Genomic DNA, 19,619 nt, shown 5'->3' with positions numbered 1-19,619 from the left:
CGTGTGCGCCCTTCGCACGCCGGCGTGCATGCATCGGCACACGCCTTCATCTACGCTGCGCGAACGACCGTTCCGCCGTTCGCGCGCCGCGTTACGGCTTCTCGGCGCTGCCGCCTTCGCGGACCTTGCCCTGCGCGACGCTCGTGCCGGGCGGCACGCTGTGCGTGAGCCACACGTTGCCGCCGATCACCGAACCGCGCCCGATCGTCACGCGGCCCAGAATCGTCGCGCCCGCGTAGATCACCACGTCGTCCTCGACGATCGGATGCCGCGCATTGCCCTTCACCAGCGCGCCGTCGCCATCGGCCGGGAAGCTCTTCGCGCCGAGCGTGACGGCCTGGTACACGCGCACGCGCTCGCCGATGATCGCGGTTTCGCCGATCACGACGCCGGTGCCGTGGTCGATGAAGAAGCTCGGGCCGATCTGCGCGCCCGGGTGAATGTCGATGCCGGTGGCCGAGTGCGCGATTTCATTGATGAAACGCGCGAGCAGCGGCACACCGAGTTGGTGCAGCGCATGCGCGAGCCGGTGGTGCATCATCGCGAGCACGCCGGGGTAGCACAGCAGGATCTCGGTGATGTGCTGCGCGGCCGGATCGCCCGCGTAGGCAGCCTGGATGTCGCTGACCAGCAGCGCGCGAACCGCCGGCAACTGCCGGCCGAACTCGCGCGCGATCTCGAACGCGCGTTCGTCGAGTTCGGCGAACGGCGTGTCCGCATGCTCGGGCAGGAACGGCAGCGCGCGGCGGATCTGTTCGGACAGGATCCGCAGCGTGCTTTCGAGCGTGTGGCCGACGTAGTAGTCGACGCTTTCGTCGGTCAGATCCGGCGCGCCGTAGTGCGTCGGAAACATCGACGCGCGCAGGCCGGTGACGATCTTGCAGATCGCGTCGCGCGACGGCAGCTCGCGGATGCCGCGCGGATGTCGCGTGCGATGAAGTTCCTCGCGCGATTCGCGCAAGCCGGCAACGATTTCTTCGAGGCCCCACTGACGGGCGGGTGATGTCGACATATGCCAATGCAGGCGGCCGCGCTCGATCGCACGGCCGCTAATAAAGTGACGGGTTCCAGAAGATTACCGCGTTTTCGTCCGGCAGCGGCGCGCCCGGGGATCGGCCGGACGGCCAATGCCGCCATCGCGCGAGGGCGTCAGATCGTAATACTGCTCGCATCGATCCAGCGCACGGCCCAGTCGCGCGCGTGCGCGATCGCGTCGCCTTCGTCGTTGAACTGGAGCTCGGTCGGAAAAAAACGGTTCGCGACGAGTTCCCCGTCGCTCGATCGGGAGATCACGACGTAGGGTTTGAACGAGCCGTCGCTGGCGCGCGCGGGCGCGCAATTCAACAGATAACCGCGGTGCGTGAAGGCAGTAGTCGCTTGCATGAATCCGCCACCTCTAGTCCCTTGATTTGTTGTTCACTACCCGTCTTAAGGGTGCTGCGGCGCCCCGGTGCGGGCAGAGGCGGCGAGACCGCTTCCCCTGTCGCCGCTTCGCAGGAAATGAATCATACTCTGTAGAAAACGGGTCTTCTAGCTGAAATAAATCATGACAAATCAGCGCGCGCGGCACGACGGCGGCGACCGTCCGCGCGCCGTTTTCCCGTCTTGCCCGGAACGGGATTTGCTTCGATCCGGAGCGCTTCGCCGCCAGGAGAGCCGTGATGGAAACGACAGCTCCAGCCCGCGCCGCGCGTCCGCGCAGCATCGAACTCGACAACGACGACACGCACGACAGCACCGTCGACACCGACGGCAAGAATCGCGAGGCCGCGCGTCTCGCGAGCGGCCGCGCCTTCTCGCCCGACCAGATCACGCACAGCAACGCGTCGCTCGTCAATGCGATGCCCGAGGCCGGCGACGGCTTCGCCGGCTTCGACAGCCGGCCGGGCGGCAATCATCCGGCGTTCGCGCTGCGGGCCGGCTACATGGTGATCGAGAAGGGATTCGACGCGCCGTCGCACGCGGACGACGCGCTGTACGGCCCGGTTCACCGGATGTACGGCAGCGCATACTGGCCCGGCCATGGACGCCGGCCGGAACGGGTGATCGAAATCACGCCGGTGCCGCGGTGACGCGCGCGGCGTTTGAATCGACCGTTCGTTTGGCGGGTCGGTGCGCGGCCGATGACCGATGGCGGCGGAGCGACGCGCGCGTTCGCGCGCCGGTCCTCCGAATCGGCGCTGGAATCGATATCGGCGCCGGGTTCGCGTTCGACACTCGGGTTTCGCGACGTCGATGCATCGGCGTTGATCGAAGTCACGTGATCGCGGTCCGGATGATATTCAATGCACACTCGCGACGACCGGCACGTCGCTGCAAAGTCCCTGCCGTTGGTTTACCCTGCCTCGCAGCGACGCACGGCCTGCTCGGCCGTTCCGCCGACTTCCGTTCAACCCGCCACCTGGAGACACCATGTACAAGCGCATTCTGGTTGCCATCGACGGCAGCGACACGGCCCGCCACGCGTTCGATGCCGCCCTCGCGCTCGCGAAGGAGCACGGCGCCGAACTGCAACCGTTCTACGTCGTCGAAAACGCCGCGATCTACTACAACGTGCCGGGCTACGATCCGTCCGTCCTGCGCGACCAGCTCATCGCGCAAGGCAATGCGCTCGCGGCGGAGTTCAAGAAGCTGATGCAGGCGGCCGGCGTGAAGGGCGAGACGGTGACGAGCGAGGCGTCGTCGCTCAACGACGTGTCGACGCTGATCCTCGACGGTGCGAAAGCGTTCGGCGCCGATCTCCTCGTGCTCGGCACGCACGGCCGCCGCGGGTTCCGTCGCCTCGTGCTCGGCAGCATCGCCGAACAGTGCGTGCGGCATGCGACGCTGCCCGTGCTGCTGATCCCGGCCGCCGCGCATACGGACGATCAGGAAGGCTGAGCGGCGTCGGCGTCGGCATGCTTGCATGCCGATGCGATGCCCGCGACATGTGCGCGCGGTCGCGACGTTTTGTCACCCGACAGCGGCAACTTGCGGTGGGACAATGATTCGGTCGATTCAATGCCGGAGTAAACGATCATGTTGACGCCCGTCGCCACACGTCCCGCCGCCTCGTCCCATGCAGGCAACTGGGCTCCCCGCCAGGCACCGCACTGCTCGTCGTGCGCAATGCGGCACCTGTGCATGCCGCAGGGCCTCGCACCCGAAGCGCTCAGCCGCCTCGAATCAGTCATCTGCGCGGCGCGCCCGGTCAAGCGCGGCGAAGCGCTGTTCCGCGAAGGCGACACCTTCGACAACCTGTACGCCGTGCGCTCGGGTTCGCTGAAAACCGTCGCCACACGCCACGACGGACGCGAGCAGGTCACGGGCCTGCACCTCGCGGGCGAAGCGCTCGGCCTCGACGGCATCTGCGACGACACGCACCCGCGCACCGCGGTTGCGCTGGAAGACAGCTCGGTCTGCGTGATTCCGTACAGCGCGCTCAAGTCGCTGTGCTCGGAAGCCGGCACGATGCAGCTGCGCATGCACAAGCTGATGAGCGAGCAGATCGTGCGCGAAACGTCGCAAACCATGCTGCTCGGCTCGTTGAACGCCGAAGAGCGCGTCGCCGCGTTCCTGCTCGACGTGTCGTCGCGTTACCTGAAGCGCGGCTACTCGCCGTCGGAATTCAACCTGCGGATGACGCGCGAAGACATCGGCAGCTACCTCGGCATGACGCTCGAAACGGTCAGCCGCACGCTGTCGAAGTTCCAGAAGCGCGGCCTGATCGAAATGCACGGCCGCCTCGTACAGATCGTCGACTTCGACGGCCTGCACCACGTCTGACCCCGCGCGGCGCGTATCCTGCGCGCCGCCGCCGTCCATCCCTCCGGCCCCAATCAGTCGAGAAACAGCGCGGCGCGCGCCTTCAGCGCCGCGCTGAAATCGTCGAGCCAGCCGATCGACAAACGCCAGCTCTGCCAGTACAGGTCGATATCGACGGTCCGCCCGCGCGACATGTCGACCAGTTCGCCCGCCGCCAGCTGGCGATCGACCATCCGGTCCGGGCACATTCCCCATCCCAGCCCCGTTTCGCATGCGCGCAGGTAGCCCGCGACGTGCGGGATCCAGTGTTGCGGTGGATCGAGGTCCGCGCGCGTCACGCGCCGGATGAAGCGCGCCTGCAAACCGTCCTTCGGATTGAACATCACGCACGGCGCACGACGTAGCGCATCGCGCGTGATGCCCGCGCCGAAATAGCGGTCGTAAAACGCCGGCGAACACACCGCGCGATAGCGGATGCGCCCCAGCCGCGTCGACCGGCATCCCTGGATCGGCTCGGCCTGCGCGGTCACCGCGCCCTGCACGCTGCCATCGCGAATGCGCGCGGCCGTGTAGTCCTGGTCGTCGATCACGAGGTCGAGCAGGGTCTCGCGCTCGGTGCAGAACGGCCCGACCGCATCGATGAACCAGGTCGCGACGCTGTCGTCGTTGACGGCCACGCGCAACATCGGCCATGCGCTTGCGATCTGGCCGGGCAATGCCGGCATCCGGCCACCCAGTTCGGCCTCGAGCAACTGCACGCGCTCCGTATGCCGGCAGAGCAACGCGCCCGACGTCGTCGCGACGCACGGCTGCCCGCGCTTGACGAGCACGCTGCCGACCCGCTCCTCCAACAGTTTCACGCGCTGCGATACCGCCGATGGCGTGACGTTCAGCTCCCTCGCCGCCCGTTCGAACGAGCCGTACCGGATCACCGCCGCGAGAGCGTCGAGCAATGCGTAGTCGAGCATTAGATTTCCTTAATCGGCATTAGGTGAATTAGCTTCTCTTATGTTTCGGCTGACCGCAGACTAGCGCCAACCGATTCACCCGTCTACTGCCTCACCTCTTTCCCATCATGAACTGGATCGCTTTTTCCCACGGCGCCGCCCTGTGCGGGTCGCTCATCGTGACCATCGGTGCGCAGAACGCGTTCGTGCTCCGGCAAGGCATCATGCGCTCGCATGTCGGCAAGATCGTGCTGCTGTGCGCGCTGTCCGACATGATCCTGATCGGCGCGGGCGTCGGCGGCGCGTCGGTTCTCGTCGAACGCTATCCGACCTTCGTCCACGTCGTGCTGTACGTCGGCCTCGCATATCTCGCGTGGTTCGGCATCAACGCGCTGCGTCGCGCGTTCAAGCCGGGACACGAAACGCTCGACGTGCGCGGCGATGCCGTCGCGCCGCCGCCGCAGAGCGCGGTCGCGATCGTGCTGATGACGCTCGCGTTCACGTGGCTCAACCCACACGTGTATCTCGATACGTTCCTGCTGATCGGCACGGCCGGCGCGCGCGAGCCGGAAGGCTCGCGGCTTGCGTTCGCGATCGGCGCGATGGCGGTCAGCGTCGTGTGGTTCCTCGGGCTCGGATACGGCGCGCGGCTGCTTGCGCCGTGGTTCCGCAAGGCCGTCGCGTGGCGCGTGCTGGATGGCGCGATCGGCAGCATGGTCCTGTTTCTGGCGGCCGTGCAGTTGCGGTAACGGATTGGGGCGCCGATCGATCGCGGGCGGCAACTTTGCCGCCCGTTTTTCGTTCCGCTCCGTCGAAGTGGTGCGATACGCCGGATCTCCGCCTGCCTCTCCCCGGACGCCTCAAGATTCAGTTCCGGATCGAACGCCGCCGCGCGGATCATCCATCTGCCGGACGGACCATCCGCCGTCCGCTGCACGATTCCGCTCGATCAGCGAGAATGTTCCGGTGTCCGCGACAACGGCGAAAGCGCCTCGCCCGTTCGCCTTCCCGTCGCATTCATCCCGGCCAATCCTGTCGTCTCATCCCGTCACCCCTCAGATTCCGGAGAGCAACATGGCACTACGCACCCTCGGCACGTCGGACATCCAGGTTTCCCCGCTCGCCTTCGGCGGCAACGTCTTCGGCTGGACCGTCGACGAGAACGCATCGTTCGAGCTGCTCGACGCGCTCGCCGACACCGGCATCAACTTCATCGATACGGCCGACGTCTATTCGGCCTGGGCGCCCGGCAACAGCGGCGGCGAATCGGAAACGATCATCGGCAAGTGGCTCAAGCGTTCCGGCAAGCGCGATCAGGTCGTGATCGCGACCAAGGTCGGCCTGCTCGCGGCGCGCGCCGGCCTGACGAAGGACAACATCCTGAAGGCCGCCGACGATTCGCTGCGCCGCCTGCAGACCGACTACATCGACCTGTATTTCTCGCACCGCGATCTCGCCGACACGGCACCGCTCGACGAAACGCTCTCCGCTTACCAGACGCTGATCGACGCGGGCAAGGTGCGCATCATTGGCGCGTCGAACTACAGCGGCGCACGCCTGCGCGAAGCCGCCGACGTCAGCAAGCGCAACGGCCTGCCTGCGTATCAGGTGATCCAGCCGGAATACAACCTGATCAACCGCGCCGAGTACGAGCGCGATCTCGAACCGGTCGTGCGCGACCTGAAACTGGGCGTCGTCAACTACTACGCGCTCGCGAGCGGCTTTCTGTCGGGCAAGTATCGCAGCGAAGCCGACCTGAAGAAAAGCGTGCGCGGCGATCGCGTCGCCCGTTATCTCGATGCGCGCGGCCTGCGCATTCTCGCGGCGCTCGACGACGTATCGGCGAAGCACGGCACGCAACCGGCCGCGATCGCGCTCGCATGGCAGATCGCGCGGCCGACGATCACCGCACCGATCGCGAGTGCGACGTCGCTCGGGCAGCTCGCATTGCTCGGAGAGGCGATCCGCGTGCGACTCGACGAGGAAGACATTCGCAAGATCGACGCAGCGAGCGCGGTCTGAAGACCACTTGATGCGCCGGGAGATAAGCAGGCAGCCTGTCTATCTCGCTTGCTCGACGCAAATCGGAACATAGCGCTCTGTACTGCCAACTGTTTTTCCGAAATCGCAGATCCGGCACAATTTCGCAAGCGCGTGCCGGCGTCCCCCTACGCCGACACGTCCCGATGGATCGATCGTGCACTCCAGGATTTCGGTCCGGTCCTGACAGCGCAAGCGCCGCGTTTCTTCGAGCGCACGAGTGGCAGCAGCGAGCAGCAGAAGCTCATTCCCTACACGCGGGCTTTTCTCGAAGAATTGCAGTTCTCGCCGATCGTCTGGCTCGCCGATCTGCATCGCGCCGTGCCCGGCGTCGTGGCTGGTGGAAGGACTGAATACCGCAAAAAACCCACCTTCCCTGCAAACCCACAGATCTGCCCTCACTTCATCCGCCCCCTTATTTGCCGCTTGACGCTATATCTTTCGATATATATCTTTCGATATGTTTTACGACATACAGGACACAATCATGCGACACAACCCCTCCCGCGGCCATGCCCGATGCGACGGTCATGGTGCGCATGCCGGCCCTGGCTGGTACGCCAGCATCTGGCAAGCAATCGGCCGGCATCGGCGCGGCCACGATCCATTCGGCGGCGGCCCGTTCAGTGGCCGTGGCGGACGCGGCGGCTTTGGCGATTTCGGTGACGACGGCATGCCGCGCGGCCGCCAGTTCAGCTCCGACGATCTCCAGTTGCTGCTGCTCGCGCTGGTCGCCGAGCAACCGAGCCACGGTTACGAACTGATCAAGGCGCTCGACACGCGCTCGAACGGTTTCTATAGCCCGAGCCCCGGCATGGTGTATCCGGCGCTCACGTATCTCGAGGAAGTCGGCTTCGTCGCGTCGCAGGCGGAAGGCAACCGCAAGCGCTATGCGCTGACCGACGCCGGCCGCGCGCACCTCGATGCGCAGCGCGAACGCGTCGACACCTTGTTCGCACGCCTCACGCACCTCGCGCGCAAGATGGAATTCATGCGCCGCGCGTTCGCCGGCGAATCGGCAGGCGGCGAAGCGCGGGACGAAGCGCAGCCCGGCTGGCTGCCCGAGTTCGTCGAGGCCCGCCTTGCGCTGAAGCGGGCGCTGCTCCACAAGAGCGCCGCCGACGCCGACGAACAACGGCGCATCGCCGCAATCATGCGCCGCGCGACGGCCGAAATCGAAGGCGGCACCGGCGCGTGATCCGCGCCGCCCGTCAAAACCCAAGGAGAACGGATTGATGCAGAACCCATCCGGACGCGCCGTCACCCGCGTGCGCCATACGCTCAAGTTCCGCCTGCTGCAGGTCGTGCGCGTGCACGCAGTGACGCCGCACCTGCTGCGCGTCACCCTGGGCGGCCCCGACCTCGCGGATTTCGAATCGTCGTCGTTCGACGATCACGTGAAGGTGTTTTTCCCGCCGCCCGGCGCCGACCGGCCCACGATGCCGACGCTCGGCGCGAATGGCCCCGAATTTCCCGAAGGCCAACCGAGGCCGGTCGCGCGCGATTTCACGCCGCGCCGCTTCGACCGCGCCGCCTGCGAACTCGATCTGGAATTCGTGCTGAACCATCCGGGCCCCGCATCGCAATGGGCGGCGCAGGCACGCGTCGGCCAGTGGCTCGGCATCGGCGGTCCGCGCGGTTCGTTCGTGGTCCCGATCGATTTCGACTGGCATCTGCTGATCGGCGACGATACGGCGCTGCCAGCAGTCGCGCGGCGTCTCGAGCAATTGCCGGCCGGTGCGCGCGCGGCGGTCGTGCTGGAAGTCGCGGATCGCACCGCGCAAATCGCGTTCGATACGCGCGCCGACGTGCATGAAATCTGGCGCTTTCGCGCCGAAGCCGACGCGGCAGACGGCGACGTGCTGCTGAATGCGGTGCGCGAGCTGCCGCTGCCGTCCTCCGGCGACGGTTACGTGTGGGCGGCTGGCGAAGCGCAGTCGATGCGCGCGGTGCGGCAGCACCTGAGCGGCGAACGCGGCGTCGACAAGTCGCGCATCCGCGCGGCGGCATACTGGAAGCGCGGCGCGGCGGCCGTGCACGAAACGCTGGAAGACTGACGCGAACGGGTGCCCGCGCAGCGGCGGGCTTGGCATCGGCGGGGCGGCTGGTATATATCTATGTCTGCGACGCCGCTGTCGGGCGACAGCCGCCGCAGCCCGCCCAGGAGCGCCCGGTCATGACAAAAGAAAGCCACGCTTCGCCTTTCCTTCGCAACCTGAAGATCGCCGGCTATTGCGGCCTGGCGGCCGTCGTGCTCGCGCTGTTCGTTGCGATGTGCGCGATCCTGAAGGAAAGCGCACTCGAACGTGACGCCGCACAGCACCCGGGCGAGACGCCCGAACTGCACGAAGCGGGCGGCGGCCCGTCCGCTTCGGCTGAAGCGGCCAAGACGCCCGGTTGACGGCGTCCGGCCCCTGGTTCTCCCGCTCAGGGCGCGCGCTCGCGCCCCATCATCACCGCGTGCACGACGTCGCCGATCCGTTCGAGCAGTTCGACGACGCGTTGTCCGTACAGATGCGCGGCCAGCGCGCCGGCCGTGCCGACCAGCACGCCGCCGGCCATGTCGAACGGCCAGTGCACGCCCGCATACACACGCCCCCATGCAATCACGACGGCCATCGCGGCCATCACGAACCCGGTCAGCCGCGTGCTGCCGGCGAGCATCATGCCGACCGCAAGACTCCACGCGAACGTCATGTGATCGCTCGGAAACGAGCTGTCCGGCGCATGCGGAATCAGTTGCGTGCCGACGCCGACCATGAACGGCCGCGGCGAAAACCAGAAATGCCCGATCACCTGCGCGAGCGCCAGCGCCACGCACGTGCCGACGCCGGCTTCGATCGCCTGGCGGCGCGTCGGGCGCTCGCCGAAGATCCAGGTCAGCAGCAGCATCGCGGGCAGCGCATAGACGAGCCAGTCGGCGGCGAAGATCGCGACGCGAGCAGCACCGGGGTGCGACACGGCGCCGGCATTGACGGCGGAAAACAGGGTGAGATTGAGGTTCTGCATGAATGCGGTTGCGTGGGGGCGTAACGATTGGACCGGGCATGCCGGTCGGTTGGAACGATGCTAGTGCTCACTCGCTTAAGCAATGCTTAACGCGTCGGACGGCCGGGGATAAGAACCGGGCGCGTGCGTCGCGCGCGAACGCACTTAGAGCCTGCACTGCAACACAAGTTCACGCAATTGTCACATTCCCGCGTGACCGTCTCCTGTAAAAGCTCACCAACTATCCTGTAAAGGCTCACCTTTTTCACATCGTGGCGTCATCGACGCCTGAGAATATCGGACCGCCCCATGCGCTCCATGCCGTTCGCACCGTTCGCCTCAATATTTGCGTTGCAAATAATTCGAAATCGGCAACAATTAATTCCAGATGCGGCATCGCACAACGGCAACGCACAGGCATAGGATTACGGGCTTACGAGCACTCATCCACGAAGCGATCAACAACAAGGAGTCCGCATGAAACCCAGCGATGTCCGATCGAAAGCGTTTGCGATGCCGTTGACCAGCCCCGCCTTTCCGATGGGCCCGTACCGTTTCGTCGATCGTGAGTTTCTGATCATCACGTATCGCACCGATCCGGACCGTCTGCGTGAAATCGTGCCCGAGCCGCTGCAGGTCACCGAGCCGCTCGTCCATTACGAATTCATCCGCATGGCGGATTCGACCGGCTTCGGCGACTACACGGAAAGCGGCCAGGTCATCCCCGTCGAGTACAACGGCCAGGCCGGCGGCTATACGCTCGCGATGTATCTCGACGATCACCCGCCGATCGCCGGCGGCCGCGAACTGTGGGGTTTCCCGAAGAAACTCGCGTCGCCCACGCTGCACGTGAACACCGATCACATCCTGGGCACGCTCGACTACGGCAAGGTGCGCGTCGCGACCGGCACGATGGGCTACAAGCACAAGGAACTCGACATCGACGAGCAGACGAAGCGCCTCGCCGGCCCGAACTTCCTGCTCAAGATCATCCCGCACGTCGACGGCACCGCACGCGTATGCGAACTGGTGCGCTACTACATGCAGGACATCAAGATGAAGGGCGCGTGGACGGGCCCTGCCTCGCTCGAACTGGCGCCGCACGCACTTGCGCCGGTGGCCGACCTGCCGGTGCTCGAGATCGTCGAAGCGCGCCACCTCGTCGCGGATTTGACACTCGGCCTCGGCGAAGTCGTCTACGATTACCTGGCTCAGTAACACGTCCGCAGTCCTTTCTCCCTGTCAAACCTTTCACCACGGGAAATTCGAAATGAGCAACCTGAATGGCAAGACCGCAGTCGTCACGGGCGCCGCAAGCGGCATCGGCAAGGAAATCGCACTGGAGCTCGCGAAGGCGGGCGCCGCTGTCGCGATCGCCGACCTGAACCAGGACGGCGCAAACGCGGTTGCCGACGAGATCAACAAGGCAGGCGGCAAGGCGATCGGCGTCGCGATGGACGTGACCAGCGAGGAAGCGGTCAACAGCGGCATCGACAAGGTGGCGGAAACGTTCGGCTCGGTCGACATCCTCGTGTCGAACGCGGGCATCCAGATCGTCAATCCGATCGAGAACTACTCGTTCGCCGACTGGAAGAAGATGCAGGCGATCCACGTCGACGGTGCGTTCCTGACGACCAAGGCCGCGCTCAAGCACATGTACAAGGACGATCGCGGCGGCGTCGTGATCTACATGGGCTCGGTGCACTCGCACGAGGCGTCGCCGCTGAAGTCGGCGTACGTGACGGCCAAGCACGGGTTGCTCGGCTTGGCACGCGTGCTGGCGAAGGAAGGCGCGAAGCACAACGTGCGCTCGCACGTCGTGTGTCCGGGCTTCGTGCGCACGCCGCTGGTCGACAAGCAGATTCCGGAGCAGGCGAAGGAACTGGGGATCAGCGAAGAGGAAGTGGTGAAGAAGGTGATGCTCGGCAACACGGTCGACGGCGTGTTCACGACGGTGCAGGACGTCGCGCAGACGGTGCTGTTCCTGTCGGCGTTCCCGAGCGCCGCGCTCACGGGCCAGTCGTTCATCGTCAGCCACGGCTGGTTCATGCAGTAACGTCCTCGCCTCCCTGACGGGAGGCGATTCCCGCATCACGTCCATTCTCACGACTCACGATGGCGTACCGTCGAGCGACGGCACGCCATCCGTCTCCGCCGTCCACGGCGGGATTTCTCGGAGCAACTGATGAAACCGCACGCGCGTACAGAAAAGCAGGCCGTCGATGCGGCGGACCTGCATCACGAAGCCGGCGCGCCGGCCGCTGCGCGGTCGCTGCCTTACGAAACGATCGCGCTCGTCCTGCAGGGCGGCGGCGCGCTCGGCGCGTATCAGGCCGGCGTGTTCGAGGGCCTGCACGAAGCGGGCATTCCGCTCGACTGGATCGCCGGCATCTCGATCGGCGCGCTCAACACCGCGCTGATCGCCGGCAATGCGCCCGAACATCGCGTCGAACGGCTGCGCGAATTCTGGGAAACGATCTGCCAGCCGGCGTTCTTTCCCGCGATTCCGGCCGCGTTCGAGTTCGCGCTGTTCAACAGCATCGATCAGATCCGCACGTTCTTCACCGCGTCGCAGGCCGCGAGCGCGATGATGCAGGGCCAGCAGGGCTTCTTCGTGCCGCGCTTCCCGCCGCCGCTGCCGGGCGTGTCCGATCATCCGGAAAAGATCAGCTGGTACGACACGTCGCAGCTGCGCGCGACGCTGCTCAAGCTGTGCGATTTCGACCGGATCAACTCGGGCGAGACGCGCGTATCGGTCGGCGCGGTCAACGTCGGCACCGGCAACTTCGTGTACTTCGACAACTCGCGCATCCGCCTCGAGCCCGAGCACTTCATGGCGTCCGGCGCGCTGCCGCCCGCGTTCCCGCCCGTCGAGATCGACGGCGAGTATTACTGGGACGGCGGCGTCGTGTCGAACACGCCGCTGATGGAAGTGCTGCGCGCGCGTCCGCGGCGCGACACGCTCGCGTTCCAGGTCGACCTGTGGAGCGCACGCGGGCCGCTGCCGCGCACGATGGCCGACGTCGCGGAACGTACGAAGGACGTGCAGTATTCGAGCCGCACGCGCTTCGTCACCGACACGCTGCAGCGCGAACAGCGCTACCGCAACGTGCTGCGCCACGTGCTCGAGCAGGTGCCGGAAGAGCAGCGCAAGAACGACCCGTGGTGCGTCGAGGCCGAAGCGATGTCGAGCGGGAAGAAGTACAACATCCAGCACCTGATCTATCAGCAGAAGGCGTACGAGCACCACTACAAGGACTATCAGTTCGGTCTGTCGACGATGCGCGACCACTGGAGCGCGGGGCTCGACGACATCCGCAAGACGCTCGCGGTCAAGGACGGCCTCGCGCTGCCCACCAACGACGCGGGCTTCGTCACGCACGACATTCACCGCCGCCGGTAATGCCGCGTGCGACGGACCGGCGCGCTGGCTGCGCCGGCCCGTCCTCCTTTCCGATTCGACATGCCGATTTTCATTGCGCTGTTCGCGCTCATCGCCCTGGGATGGGGCGCGGTTCACCTGTTTCACGTCATCGCCGCGCAGTTCGGCCAGCCGGTCGCGATCGCAGCCGCCGTGCTCGCCGCCGCGATCCTGATCGCGCTGGTCGCGTGGTGGATCAAGCGCCGCCGTGACATCGCACCGAACACGAAGGAACAAGGCTGGACCCACATCGTGCATCGCGCGTGGGGCGAGGTGCGCGTGTCCGCGACGCAGGGGCTGCTGTGGCTGTCGCATGACGGCGCGGACGGCCGCTATACGTTGTCGCAGCTCGACGGCTGCGAAGCCGCGCCGATCGATGGCCGCTGGCATCTGGTCGTGCGTGTGCGCGACGCCGTACGCGGCGAATGGAAGCTGCCGATGATGGACAAGCGCGATGCGCAGCGCTGGGCGCGCGTGCTGATGCTCGCGCGGGACAACCGGCTGTGACGTGTCACGGCCACGTGCCGACGCCGGCGCGGCCGCGCGCGACGCCTGACGAACCGGAACGCCGCTGGCCGCTTTCTAGCGCGCGCCGAGCGCCCATAACGCGTCGAGCACGTGCTGGGTCGACCGCTCGACCGGGCCGGCCCGATGGGCGATGCCCAGTTCGCGCCACAACGCCGGACGCAGCGGCCGCATGACGATGCGTGCGTCCGGCAACGGGGCGCCCGCCTCGTGCGGCAGCAGCGTCGCGCCGTAGCCCGCGGCGACCAGACTCTTGATCGCATCGTTGTAGTTGAGTTCGATGCGCGGCTCGGGGCGGTGGCCACCGAGCGCGAACCATTCCGTCGTGAGCCGCGACAGGCGGGTGGCCGCATCGTTGAGAATCAGCGGACGCGGCGCCAGATAGGCCGGCGTCACACGCGCCGGCAGCCGCCAATCCGCGGGCAGAAAGGCCAGCACCGGATCGCGCCGCCATGCGCGGATCGACACCCCCGCGACCGCCGGCTGCGGCAGCGCCACCAGGCCGACGTCGAGCGTGCCCTGCGCGATGCGCGCCAGCGTGTCGTGCGACGTGAGTACCGCGATCTGGACATCGATGTCCGGATGCCGCTCGCGCAGCCGGGCCACCGCCTGCGGCAACAGATGGGCGATCGCGCCGGTCGAGGCGCCGAGACGCACCCGCCCGGTCAGCCCCTGCACTTGTCGCTCCACGTCGTCGAGGGTCGACTCGACCTCGGCCAGCAGACGGCGCGCCCGCTCCACCAGCACGGCACCGATGGTCGACGGCTGCACGTTGCCGCGCGTGCGCGACAGCAACGGCGCACCGATACGGCTTTCGAGTTCGGCAACATGAAGGCTGACCGTCGGCGGCGCGAGATGAAGCAGTTGCGCGGCGGCCACGAAGGATCCCTGGTCGGCGATCGCGACCAGCGTACGCAGTCGATCCAGACTGATCTCGCGCATTTCCACCTCTCGTTCAGGAAATCTGAATCTCGTAATCAGGAAATTCAACTTTTCCTATTCTAGGCGTTCGATGGACGATATGGCTTTCCCGACGTCCGAAGCGAGGAACGCGACCATCATGAGCCTCTCCACTGTCTACATCGACGGCGACCAAGGTACGACCGGACTGGAGATCCACGAGCGCCTGCGGGATCGCACCGACCTGCGGCTCGTCACGCTGCCCGATGCCGAGCGCAAGGACCCCGCGCGGCGCGCCGAGGCGATCAATGCCTCCGACATCGCGATTCTGTGCCTGCCCGACGCCGCCGCGCGCGAAGCGGTCGGCTTCATCCGGAATCCGGCGGTACGCGTGATCGACGCGAGCTCGGCCCATCGCACCGATCCGGAATGGGTCTACGGCTTTCCCGAGATGATCGACGGACATGCGCAGACGATCGCGCACGCGCGGCGCGTGACCAATCCGGGCTGCTATCCGACGGGCGCGATCGGCCTGCTCGGGCCGCTGCAACGAGCTGGCCTGCTTCCGCGCGACTATCCGGTGAGCATCCATGCCGTGTCCGGTTACTCGGGCGGCGGCCGGGCCGCCGTCGACGAATTCGAATCGAACGGAGCCGCACGCACGAAACCGCTGCAGGTCTATGGCCTCGCGCTTGCGCACAAGCACGCGCCCGAAATCCAGCTGCACGCCGGGCTCGCGCATCGTCCGCTGTTCGTGCCGGCCTATGGCGCCTATCGGCAAGGCATCGTGCTGACCGTGCCGATCGAGTTGCGCCTGCTCCCGGCAGGCGTGAACGGTGAGTCGCTGCATGCGTGTCTCGCGCACCATTACGCCGGCGCGCGCCACGTCGAGGTCACTCCGCTCGCGGATACACGCACGATCACGCATCTCGATCCGCAAGCGTTGAACGGTACGAACGACCTGCGGCTCGGCGTGTTCGTGAATGCCGAACACGGTCAGGTGCTGCTGTCGGCCGTGTTCGACAATCTCGGCAAAGGGGCATCCGGCGCGGCCGTGCAGAATCTCGACCTGATGCTCGGTGCGGCGAACGCGGCGTAAGCCGCGGGCGGGCGTCATCATTGGCAGGTCCGGCGCATCGCGGCCGCCGGTGTGCGCGGCACGCTACCGGATCGCGACGCGGTTGCGAGCCAACGACGGGCGTCCGCCAACGCTTTCACACGCCCCCGTAAAAGCTCACCTTTGGCCGATTTCAGGCCGCATCGTCCCCCGCTGCGGCGTTCAACCCGGCAAGCGCCTCCGCGAGAAAATCGACGCACACGCGCACTTTCGCCGAAGCCGCGACGCGTTCCGGATACACCGCCCAGATGTTCGCCGGCTGAATGACGTCCGGCAGCACGCGACGAAGCGCGCCGCGCTCGATCAGCGGCCCCGCTTCCCAGATCGAGCGCAGCACGATCCCGCGCCCGGCCAGCGCCCATTGCACGGCCACCTCGCCGTGGTTCGTCGACAGCGCGCCGCCGACCTTCACCGTTGCCGTTTCGCCGCGCAGGTTCAGCCGCCAGACGCCGAACGGATGGTCGCGCTCCTTGATCGCGAGGCAGTCGTGCGATGCGAGATCCGCGAGCGTGCGCGGCGTGCCGCGCCGTGCGAGATAGTCGGGCGACGCGCACAGCACACGATAGTTCGCGGCAAGGCGGCGCGCGATCAGGTGATCGGCGATCTCGTCGCCGATGCGCACGTCGAGGTCGTAGCCTTCGCCCGCGACGTCGACGAGCCGGTCGAACAGATCGAGCCGCACGTTCAGCTGCGGATAGCGCGCGGAGAAGTCGAGCAACGCCGGCGCGACGACATGACGGCCGAAACCGAAGCTGCTCGAGATGCGCAGCGTGCCGCGCGGCACCGTGCGCGTGGTCGACACGTCCTCGACGAGATGATCGACGTCGTCGAGAATCTTCTCGGCACGCGCGAACACGCGTTCGCCGGCCTCCGTGACCGTCACGCGGCGCGTCGAGCGATGCAGCAGCCGCGTGCCGAGCTGCGCCTCGAGCAGCGCGATGCGCTTGCTCACATAGGCGGGCGAGACCGCGAGCTGCTCGGCCGCCGCGCTGAAGCTCGTCAGGCGGACGACCAGGCTGAAGACGCGCAGGTCGTCGAGATTCGGTGATTTATTCACGATTCGTGGAAAGTCGATTAACCTTTCGCACGATTTTAATCTGAATGGAAATAAATAAAATGGCGTCGTGTTCCGCTGCGCATGCTGCCGGCGGCCCGACCAGCCAAGGAGGCTTGCATGAGCGACAAGACGTACAAGATTGCCGTCATCCCCGGTGACGGCATCGGCCGTGAAGTGATGCCCGAAGGCCTGCGCGCGCTCGACGCCGTGACGGCGCGCTTCGGCATCCGTTTCCAGTTCGAGCAGATCGACTGGGCGAGCTGCGACTACTACGCGCAGCACGGCAAGATGATGCCGGACGACTGGAAGGCCCGGCTGTCGGGCGTGGACGCGATCCTGTTCGGCGCGGTCGGCTGGCCCGCGACGGTGCCCGATCACATTTCGCTGTGGGGTTCGCTGCTGAAATTCCGCCGCGAATTCGACCAGTACATCAACCTGCGGCCCGCGCGCCTGTTCGACGGCGTGCCGTCGCCGCTCGCCGGCCGCAAAGCGGGCGACATCGACTTCATGATCGTGCGCGAGAACACCGAAGGCGAATATTCGTCGGTCGGCGGCACGATGTTCGAAGGCACCGACCGCGAAGTGGTGATGCAGCAGTCGATCTTCACGCGTCACGGCACGGAGCGCGTGCTGAAGTTCGCATTCGAGCTCGCGCAGCGCCGCGCGAAGCGCCTGACCGTCGCGACGAAGAGCAACGGCATCGCGATCAGCATGCCGTGGTGGGACGCGCGCGCGGCCGAGATGGGCGAACGCTATCCCGAGATCGCCGTCGACAAGCAGCACATCGACATCCTGTGCGCGCGCTTCGTGCTGCAGCCCGACCGCTTCGACGTCGTCGTCGCGTCGAATCTGTTCGGCGACATCCTGTCCGACCTCGGGCCGGCCTGCACGGGCACGATCGGCATCGCGCCGTCGGCGAACCTGAACCCGGACCGCACGTTTCCATCGCTGTTCGAACCGGTGCACGGCTCCGCACCGGACATCGCGGGCCAGTACATCGCGAATCCGATCGCGATGATCTGGTCGGCGGCGATGATGCTCGACTTCCTCGGCAACGGCGCGGGCCGCGAACGCGAGGCGCACGATGCGATCGTCGCGGCGATCGAGGACGTGCTGCGCACCGGACCGCGCACGCGCGATCTCGGCGGCCAGGCGGGGACGCAGGAAGTGGGAGAGGCGATCGCGGTGCGGATCGCCGGCTGACGGAACGATCCGAAGGCGCGCGGCTCGGAAGGGTTCGATCGATGTCGTGCTCAATGGTGAGCAGCACGACTGACTGCCGCGCACCTTCGTCGATTCCGACGCGCGCGCCTGGAGGCGTGCGTGTCGATGTCGAACGGTGAGTTGCATCGCGCATCGATATACACCGATTGAAACTTGAAACTTACCGCCATGCATGTACGCAACAAGTGCGACGCCGATGTCGCGTGCCGCGCTTCGATCAGTGCAACCGCATCGTTTCCTGCGAAGATCGATCGGTGAGATGCAGAGCGTGAAGAATCACACCGTCCCGCACGAAATGCCTCCACTCCCGAAAACGCTCACCTCAACCTGCGGCTCCCGTATTCCCTCACCGTTCAGCACAGGCGTCGCGCTCGATGCATGATCGAGCGCGTTCGCGCGACGCCATCGTGATGCGTCACAGCCCGAGATCGGACAGGCCGGGATGATCGTCCGGACGGCGACCGAGCGGCCAGTGGTACAGGCGATCCGCTTCGCGAATCGGCAGGTCGTTGATGCTCGCGTGGCGATGCGCCATCAAGCCGTTTTCGTCGAACTCCCAGTTTTCGTTCCCGTATGAGCGGAACCAATTGCCGGCGTCGTCATGCCATTCGTACGCGAATCGCACCGCGATGCGATTGCCGCCGAACGCCCACAGCTCCTTGATCAGCCGGTAGTCGAGCTCGCGCGTCCACTTCCGCTGCAGCAGTCCGACGATCTCGTCGCGGCCCGTCACGAACTCCGCGCGATTGCGCCACCGGCTCTGCGGTGTATAGGCAAGCGACACGCGCTGCGGGTCGCGCGTGTTCCATGCATCCTCCGCGGCACGCACTTTCTGGCGCGCCGTCTCGAGCGTGAAGGGCGGAACGGGCGGACGAACTTCCGGGGAAGCGGACATGGGATGCTCCTGTTCAAGGTTGGGGCCGCGCACGAACGCAGCCGGTTGGGACGCGTTACTTCGACGCTCGACACACCGTATCGAGCAAGAGTTCGGCGGTCGCGCGTGCATCGCGCGCCGCGGCCGCATCGCCGCTGACGAGCGCGACGCCGATCGCGCCGTCGATCAACACCAGCCATTGGCGCGCGAGGCGGGCCAGGCCGCGGCGCTCGATGCCGGCGTCGTCGGCATACGCATCGAGCCGCTCGCGCACGAACGCAAGCAAGCGCGCCTTGTGCATACGCGCGACGACGCGTACCGGATCGTCGGTGTCGGCAATCTCGCCGGACGCATTCAGAAACGCGCAGCCGTGAAAATCGGGTTGCGAGAACCAGTCGCGCAGCACGTCGAACATGCCGAGCAAGTGCGCACGCGGCGACTTGCCGCGCGCCAGCGTGGCGTCGACGAACCAGTGCATCCAGCGCTCGTCGCGGCGCTCGAGCGCCGCGACGACCAGCGCCTCCTTCGATTCGAAATGCGAATAAAAGCTCTTTCGCGCGGCACCGGATCGCTTCACGATCGCATCGACGCCCGTGGCGTGGATGCCGCCCGAGTAGATCAGCGCTTCGGCCGCGTCGAGCAGCCGGTCGCGAACGGCCGGTTCGCCGGAGAAGTCATCGTGTGTGTTCATGGGTTTACGGTAGAACGATCGTTCTCCATCGTCAACTGCCACGTGAAAAGGCCCTGTCGTCGGAAGGGCCGAGCGCCGCCTGGTTTCGACG

22 protein-coding genes and 1 pseudogene are annotated in these 19,619 nt (G+C 66.3%); 15 read left to right on the top strand and 8 right to left on the bottom strand.

The genetic code is table 11. The features are described 5' to 3' along the window. Positions 1-91: 91 nt before the first annotated feature. Together epsC and ACV22V_RS00325 are read right to left on the bottom strand one after the other, a co-directional pair. Complete coding sequence (gene epsC, locus ACV22V_RS00330; RefSeq protein WP_059533573.1) at positions 92-1,012, bottom strand: serine O-acetyltransferase EpsC; 921 nt, start codon at positions 1,010-1,012, stop codon at positions 92-94. A gap of 137 nt (positions 1,013-1,149) precedes the next feature. Continuing rightward, positions 1,150-1,383: a hypothetical protein gene (locus ACV22V_RS00325; protein ID WP_011659947.1), complete on the bottom strand. Its 234-nt coding sequence runs from the start codon at positions 1,381-1,383 to the stop codon at positions 1,150-1,152. Positions 1,384-1,661: 278 nt separating this feature from the next. Here ACV22V_RS00325 and ACV22V_RS00320 point away from each other — a divergent pair, with 278 nt between their 5' ends. From ACV22V_RS00320 to fnr, 3 genes are all read left to right on the top strand, one after another. Beyond that, positions 1,662-2,072 carry a DUF3005 domain-containing protein gene (locus ACV22V_RS00320; RefSeq protein ID WP_059692678.1) on the top strand — a complete coding sequence of 137 codons (411 nt, stop codon included), beginning with the start codon at positions 1,662-1,664 and terminating at the stop codon, positions 2,070-2,072. A gap of 340 nt (positions 2,073-2,412) precedes the next feature. After that, positions 2,413-2,880 (top strand): universal stress protein, encoded by a 468-nt coding sequence (locus tag ACV22V_RS00315; protein WP_059533566.1) that lies wholly within the window; start codon positions 2,413-2,415, stop codon positions 2,878-2,880. 138 nt (positions 2,881-3,018) lie between these two features. Next, the gene (gene fnr / locus ACV22V_RS00310) at positions 3,019-3,765 is read left to right on the top strand and encodes a fumarate/nitrate reduction transcriptional regulator Fnr (RefSeq protein ID WP_059447453.1); all 747 of its coding nucleotides are present in this window, start codon (positions 3,019-3,021) and stop codon (positions 3,763-3,765) included. Positions 3,766-3,818: 53 nt separating this feature from the next. Here the strand turns inward: fnr and ACV22V_RS00305 are convergent, their stop codons facing one another. After that, the gene (locus ACV22V_RS00305; RefSeq protein ID WP_059533564.1) at positions 3,819-4,712 is read right to left on the bottom strand and encodes a LysR family transcriptional regulator ArgP; all 894 of its coding nucleotides are present in this window, start codon (positions 4,710-4,712) and stop codon (positions 3,819-3,821) included. 107 nt (positions 4,713-4,819) lie between these two features. Here ACV22V_RS00305 and ACV22V_RS00300 point away from each other — a divergent pair, with 107 nt between their 5' ends. The 6 genes and pseudogenes from ACV22V_RS00300 (at position 4,820) to ACV22V_RS00275 (ending at position 9,132) form a co-directional block, all read left to right on the top strand. After that, positions 4,820-5,440 carry a LysE/ArgO family amino acid transporter gene (locus ACV22V_RS00300; protein WP_059533562.1) on the top strand — a complete coding sequence of 207 codons (621 nt, stop codon included), beginning with the start codon at positions 4,820-4,822 and terminating at the stop codon, positions 5,438-5,440. A gap of 325 nt (positions 5,441-5,765) precedes the next feature. After that, positions 5,766-6,713, top strand: coding sequence for an aldo/keto reductase (locus ACV22V_RS00295; protein ID WP_448012657.1), 948 nt, complete (start codon positions 5,766-5,768; stop codon positions 6,711-6,713). A gap of 27 nt (positions 6,714-6,740) precedes the next feature. Next, positions 6,741-7,007, top strand: a pseudogene (locus ACV22V_RS00290) (GH3 family domain-containing protein); the annotation flags it as partial. Between the two features lie 211 nt (positions 7,008-7,218). After that, the gene (locus ACV22V_RS00285; RefSeq protein ID WP_448012656.1) at positions 7,219-7,929 is read left to right on the top strand and encodes a PadR family transcriptional regulator; all 711 of its coding nucleotides are present in this window, start codon (positions 7,219-7,221) and stop codon (positions 7,927-7,929) included. A 37-nt stretch (positions 7,930-7,966) separates the two neighbouring features. Further along, positions 7,967-8,788, top strand: coding sequence for a siderophore-interacting protein (locus ACV22V_RS00280; protein ID WP_059533539.1), 822 nt, complete (start codon positions 7,967-7,969; stop codon positions 8,786-8,788). A gap of 119 nt (positions 8,789-8,907) precedes the next feature. Further along, complete coding sequence (locus tag ACV22V_RS00275; RefSeq protein WP_059533537.1) at positions 8,908-9,132, top strand: hypothetical protein; 225 nt, start codon at positions 8,908-8,910, stop codon at positions 9,130-9,132. A 26-nt stretch (positions 9,133-9,158) separates the two neighbouring features. Here the strand turns inward: ACV22V_RS00275 and ACV22V_RS00270 are convergent, their stop codons facing one another. Continuing rightward, positions 9,159-9,740 carry an undecaprenyl-diphosphatase gene (locus ACV22V_RS00270; protein WP_448012655.1) on the bottom strand — a complete coding sequence of 194 codons (582 nt, stop codon included), beginning with the start codon at positions 9,738-9,740 and terminating at the stop codon, positions 9,159-9,161. Positions 9,741-10,196: 456 nt separating this feature from the next. On the opposite strand from ACV22V_RS00270, the gene ACV22V_RS00265 reads away from it, so the two are divergent. The 4 genes from ACV22V_RS00265 (at position 10,197) to ACV22V_RS00250 (ending at position 13,647) form a co-directional block, all read left to right on the top strand. Continuing rightward, on the top strand, positions 10,197-10,937 hold the full coding sequence (locus ACV22V_RS00265; RefSeq protein WP_006485181.1) for an acetoacetate decarboxylase: 741 nt from the start codon (positions 10,197-10,199) through the stop codon (positions 10,935-10,937). Positions 10,938-10,989: 52 nt separating this feature from the next. Then, positions 10,990-11,775: a 3-hydroxybutyrate dehydrogenase gene (locus ACV22V_RS00260; RefSeq protein ID WP_107938172.1), complete on the top strand. Its 786-nt coding sequence runs from the start codon at positions 10,990-10,992 to the stop codon at positions 11,773-11,775. A gap of 129 nt (positions 11,776-11,904) precedes the next feature. Next, positions 11,905-13,122, top strand: coding sequence for a patatin-like phospholipase family protein (locus ACV22V_RS00255; RefSeq protein ID WP_059529084.1), 1,218 nt, complete (start codon positions 11,905-11,907; stop codon positions 13,120-13,122). Positions 13,123-13,182: 60 nt separating this feature from the next. Further along, positions 13,183-13,647, top strand: a complete 465-nt coding sequence (locus ACV22V_RS00250; protein ID WP_059689201.1) for a hypothetical protein — start codon at positions 13,183-13,185, stop codon at positions 13,645-13,647. A 75-nt stretch (positions 13,648-13,722) separates the two neighbouring features. On the opposite strand, the gene ACV22V_RS00245 is transcribed toward ACV22V_RS00250, so the two are convergent. Next, positions 13,723-14,607: a LysR family transcriptional regulator gene (locus tag ACV22V_RS00245; RefSeq protein ID WP_448012654.1), complete on the bottom strand. Its 885-nt coding sequence runs from the start codon at positions 14,605-14,607 to the stop codon at positions 13,723-13,725. A 118-nt stretch (positions 14,608-14,725) separates the two neighbouring features. On the opposite strand from ACV22V_RS00245, the gene argC reads away from it, so the two are divergent. Next, positions 14,726-15,664, top strand: a complete 939-nt coding sequence (gene argC, locus ACV22V_RS00240) for an N-acetyl-gamma-glutamyl-phosphate reductase (protein ID WP_448012653.1) — start codon at positions 14,726-14,728, stop codon at positions 15,662-15,664. Positions 15,665-15,815: 151 nt separating this feature from the next. Here argC and ACV22V_RS00235 read toward each other — a convergent pair whose 3' ends face one another. Next, positions 15,816-16,739 carry a LysR substrate-binding domain-containing protein gene (locus ACV22V_RS00235; protein ID WP_059689202.1) on the bottom strand — a complete coding sequence of 308 codons (924 nt, stop codon included), beginning with the start codon at positions 16,737-16,739 and terminating at the stop codon, positions 15,816-15,818. Between the two features lie 117 nt (positions 16,740-16,856). Here ACV22V_RS00235 and ACV22V_RS00230 point away from each other — a divergent pair, with 117 nt between their 5' ends. Beyond that, positions 16,857-17,942: a tartrate dehydrogenase gene (locus ACV22V_RS00230; protein WP_223960384.1), complete on the top strand. Its 1,086-nt coding sequence runs from the start codon at positions 16,857-16,859 to the stop codon at positions 17,940-17,942. 436 nt (positions 17,943-18,378) lie between these two features. Here the strand turns inward: ACV22V_RS00230 and ACV22V_RS00225 are convergent, their stop codons facing one another. Both ACV22V_RS00225 and ACV22V_RS00220 read right to left on the bottom strand, forming a co-directional pair. Next, complete coding sequence (locus ACV22V_RS00225; protein ID WP_027781811.1) at positions 18,379-18,858, bottom strand: nuclear transport factor 2 family protein; 480 nt, start codon at positions 18,856-18,858, stop codon at positions 18,379-18,381. A 55-nt stretch (positions 18,859-18,913) separates the two neighbouring features. After that, the gene (locus tag ACV22V_RS00220; protein WP_448012652.1) at positions 18,914-19,528 is read right to left on the bottom strand and encodes a TetR/AcrR family transcriptional regulator; all 615 of its coding nucleotides are present in this window, start codon (positions 19,526-19,528) and stop codon (positions 18,914-18,916) included. Positions 19,529-19,619: the final 91 nt, after the last annotated feature.

It is taken from the genome of Burkholderia sp. AW33-5 (assembly GCF_053427615.1).
This window is presented reverse-complemented; position numbering and strand designations above follow the sequence as displayed.

Bases quoted from the DNA above. Each gene is read 5' to 3' on its own strand.
- ACV22V_RS00260 (WP_107938172.1), top strand. From the start codon at position 10,990: ATGAGCAACCTGAATGGCAAGACCGCAGTCGTCACGGGCGCCGCAAGC.
- ACV22V_RS00250 (WP_059689201.1), top strand. From the start codon at position 13,183: ATGCCGATTTTCATTGCGCTGTTCGCGCTCATCGCCCTGGGATGGGGC.
- ACV22V_RS00305 (WP_059533564.1), bottom strand. From the start codon at position 4,712: ATGCTCGACTACGCATTGCTCGACGCTCTCGCGGCGGTGATCCGGTAC.
- ACV22V_RS00280 (WP_059533539.1), top strand. From the start codon at position 7,967: ATGCAGAACCCATCCGGACGCGCCGTCACCCGCGTGCGCCATACGCTC.
- ACV22V_RS00220 (WP_448012652.1), bottom strand. From the start codon at position 19,528: ATGAACACACACGATGACTTCTCCGGCGAACCGGCCGTTCGCGACCGG.
- fnr (WP_059447453.1), top strand. From the start codon at position 3,019: ATGTTGACGCCCGTCGCCACACGTCCCGCCGCCTCGTCCCATGCAGGC.
- ACV22V_RS00275 (WP_059533537.1), top strand. From the start codon at position 8,908: ATGACAAAAGAAAGCCACGCTTCGCCTTTCCTTCGCAACCTGAAGATC.
- ACV22V_RS00295 (WP_448012657.1), top strand. From the start codon at position 5,766: ATGGCACTACGCACCCTCGGCACGTCGGACATCCAGGTTTCCCCGCTC.
- ACV22V_RS00265 (WP_006485181.1), top strand. From the start codon at position 10,197: ATGAAACCCAGCGATGTCCGATCGAAAGCGTTTGCGATGCCGTTGACC.
- epsC (WP_059533573.1), bottom strand. From the start codon at position 1,012: ATGTCGACATCACCCGCCCGTCAGTGGGGCCTCGAAGAAATCGTTGCC.
- ACV22V_RS00300 (WP_059533562.1), top strand. From the start codon at position 4,820: ATGAACTGGATCGCTTTTTCCCACGGCGCCGCCCTGTGCGGGTCGCTC.
- argC (WP_448012653.1), top strand. From the start codon at position 14,726: ATGAGCCTCTCCACTGTCTACATCGACGGCGACCAAGGTACGACCGGA.
- ACV22V_RS00230 (WP_223960384.1), top strand. From the start codon at position 16,857: ATGAGCGACAAGACGTACAAGATTGCCGTCATCCCCGGTGACGGCATC.
- ACV22V_RS00270 (WP_448012655.1), bottom strand. From the start codon at position 9,740: ATGCAGAACCTCAATCTCACCCTGTTTTCCGCCGTCAATGCCGGCGCC.
- ACV22V_RS00320 (WP_059692678.1), top strand. From the start codon at position 1,662: ATGGAAACGACAGCTCCAGCCCGCGCCGCGCGTCCGCGCAGCATCGAA.
- ACV22V_RS00285 (WP_448012656.1), top strand. From the start codon at position 7,219: ATGCGACACAACCCCTCCCGCGGCCATGCCCGATGCGACGGTCATGGT.
- ACV22V_RS00225 (WP_027781811.1), bottom strand. From the start codon at position 18,858: ATGTCCGCTTCCCCGGAAGTTCGTCCGCCCGTTCCGCCCTTCACGCTC.
- ACV22V_RS00255 (WP_059529084.1), top strand. From the start codon at position 11,905: ATGAAACCGCACGCGCGTACAGAAAAGCAGGCCGTCGATGCGGCGGAC.
- ACV22V_RS00245 (WP_448012654.1), bottom strand. From the start codon at position 14,607: ATGCGCGAGATCAGTCTGGATCGACTGCGTACGCTGGTCGCGATCGCC.
- ACV22V_RS00325 (WP_011659947.1), bottom strand. From the start codon at position 1,383: ATGCAAGCGACTACTGCCTTCACGCACCGCGGTTATCTGTTGAATTGC.
- ACV22V_RS00315 (WP_059533566.1), top strand. From the start codon at position 2,413: ATGTACAAGCGCATTCTGGTTGCCATCGACGGCAGCGACACGGCCCGC.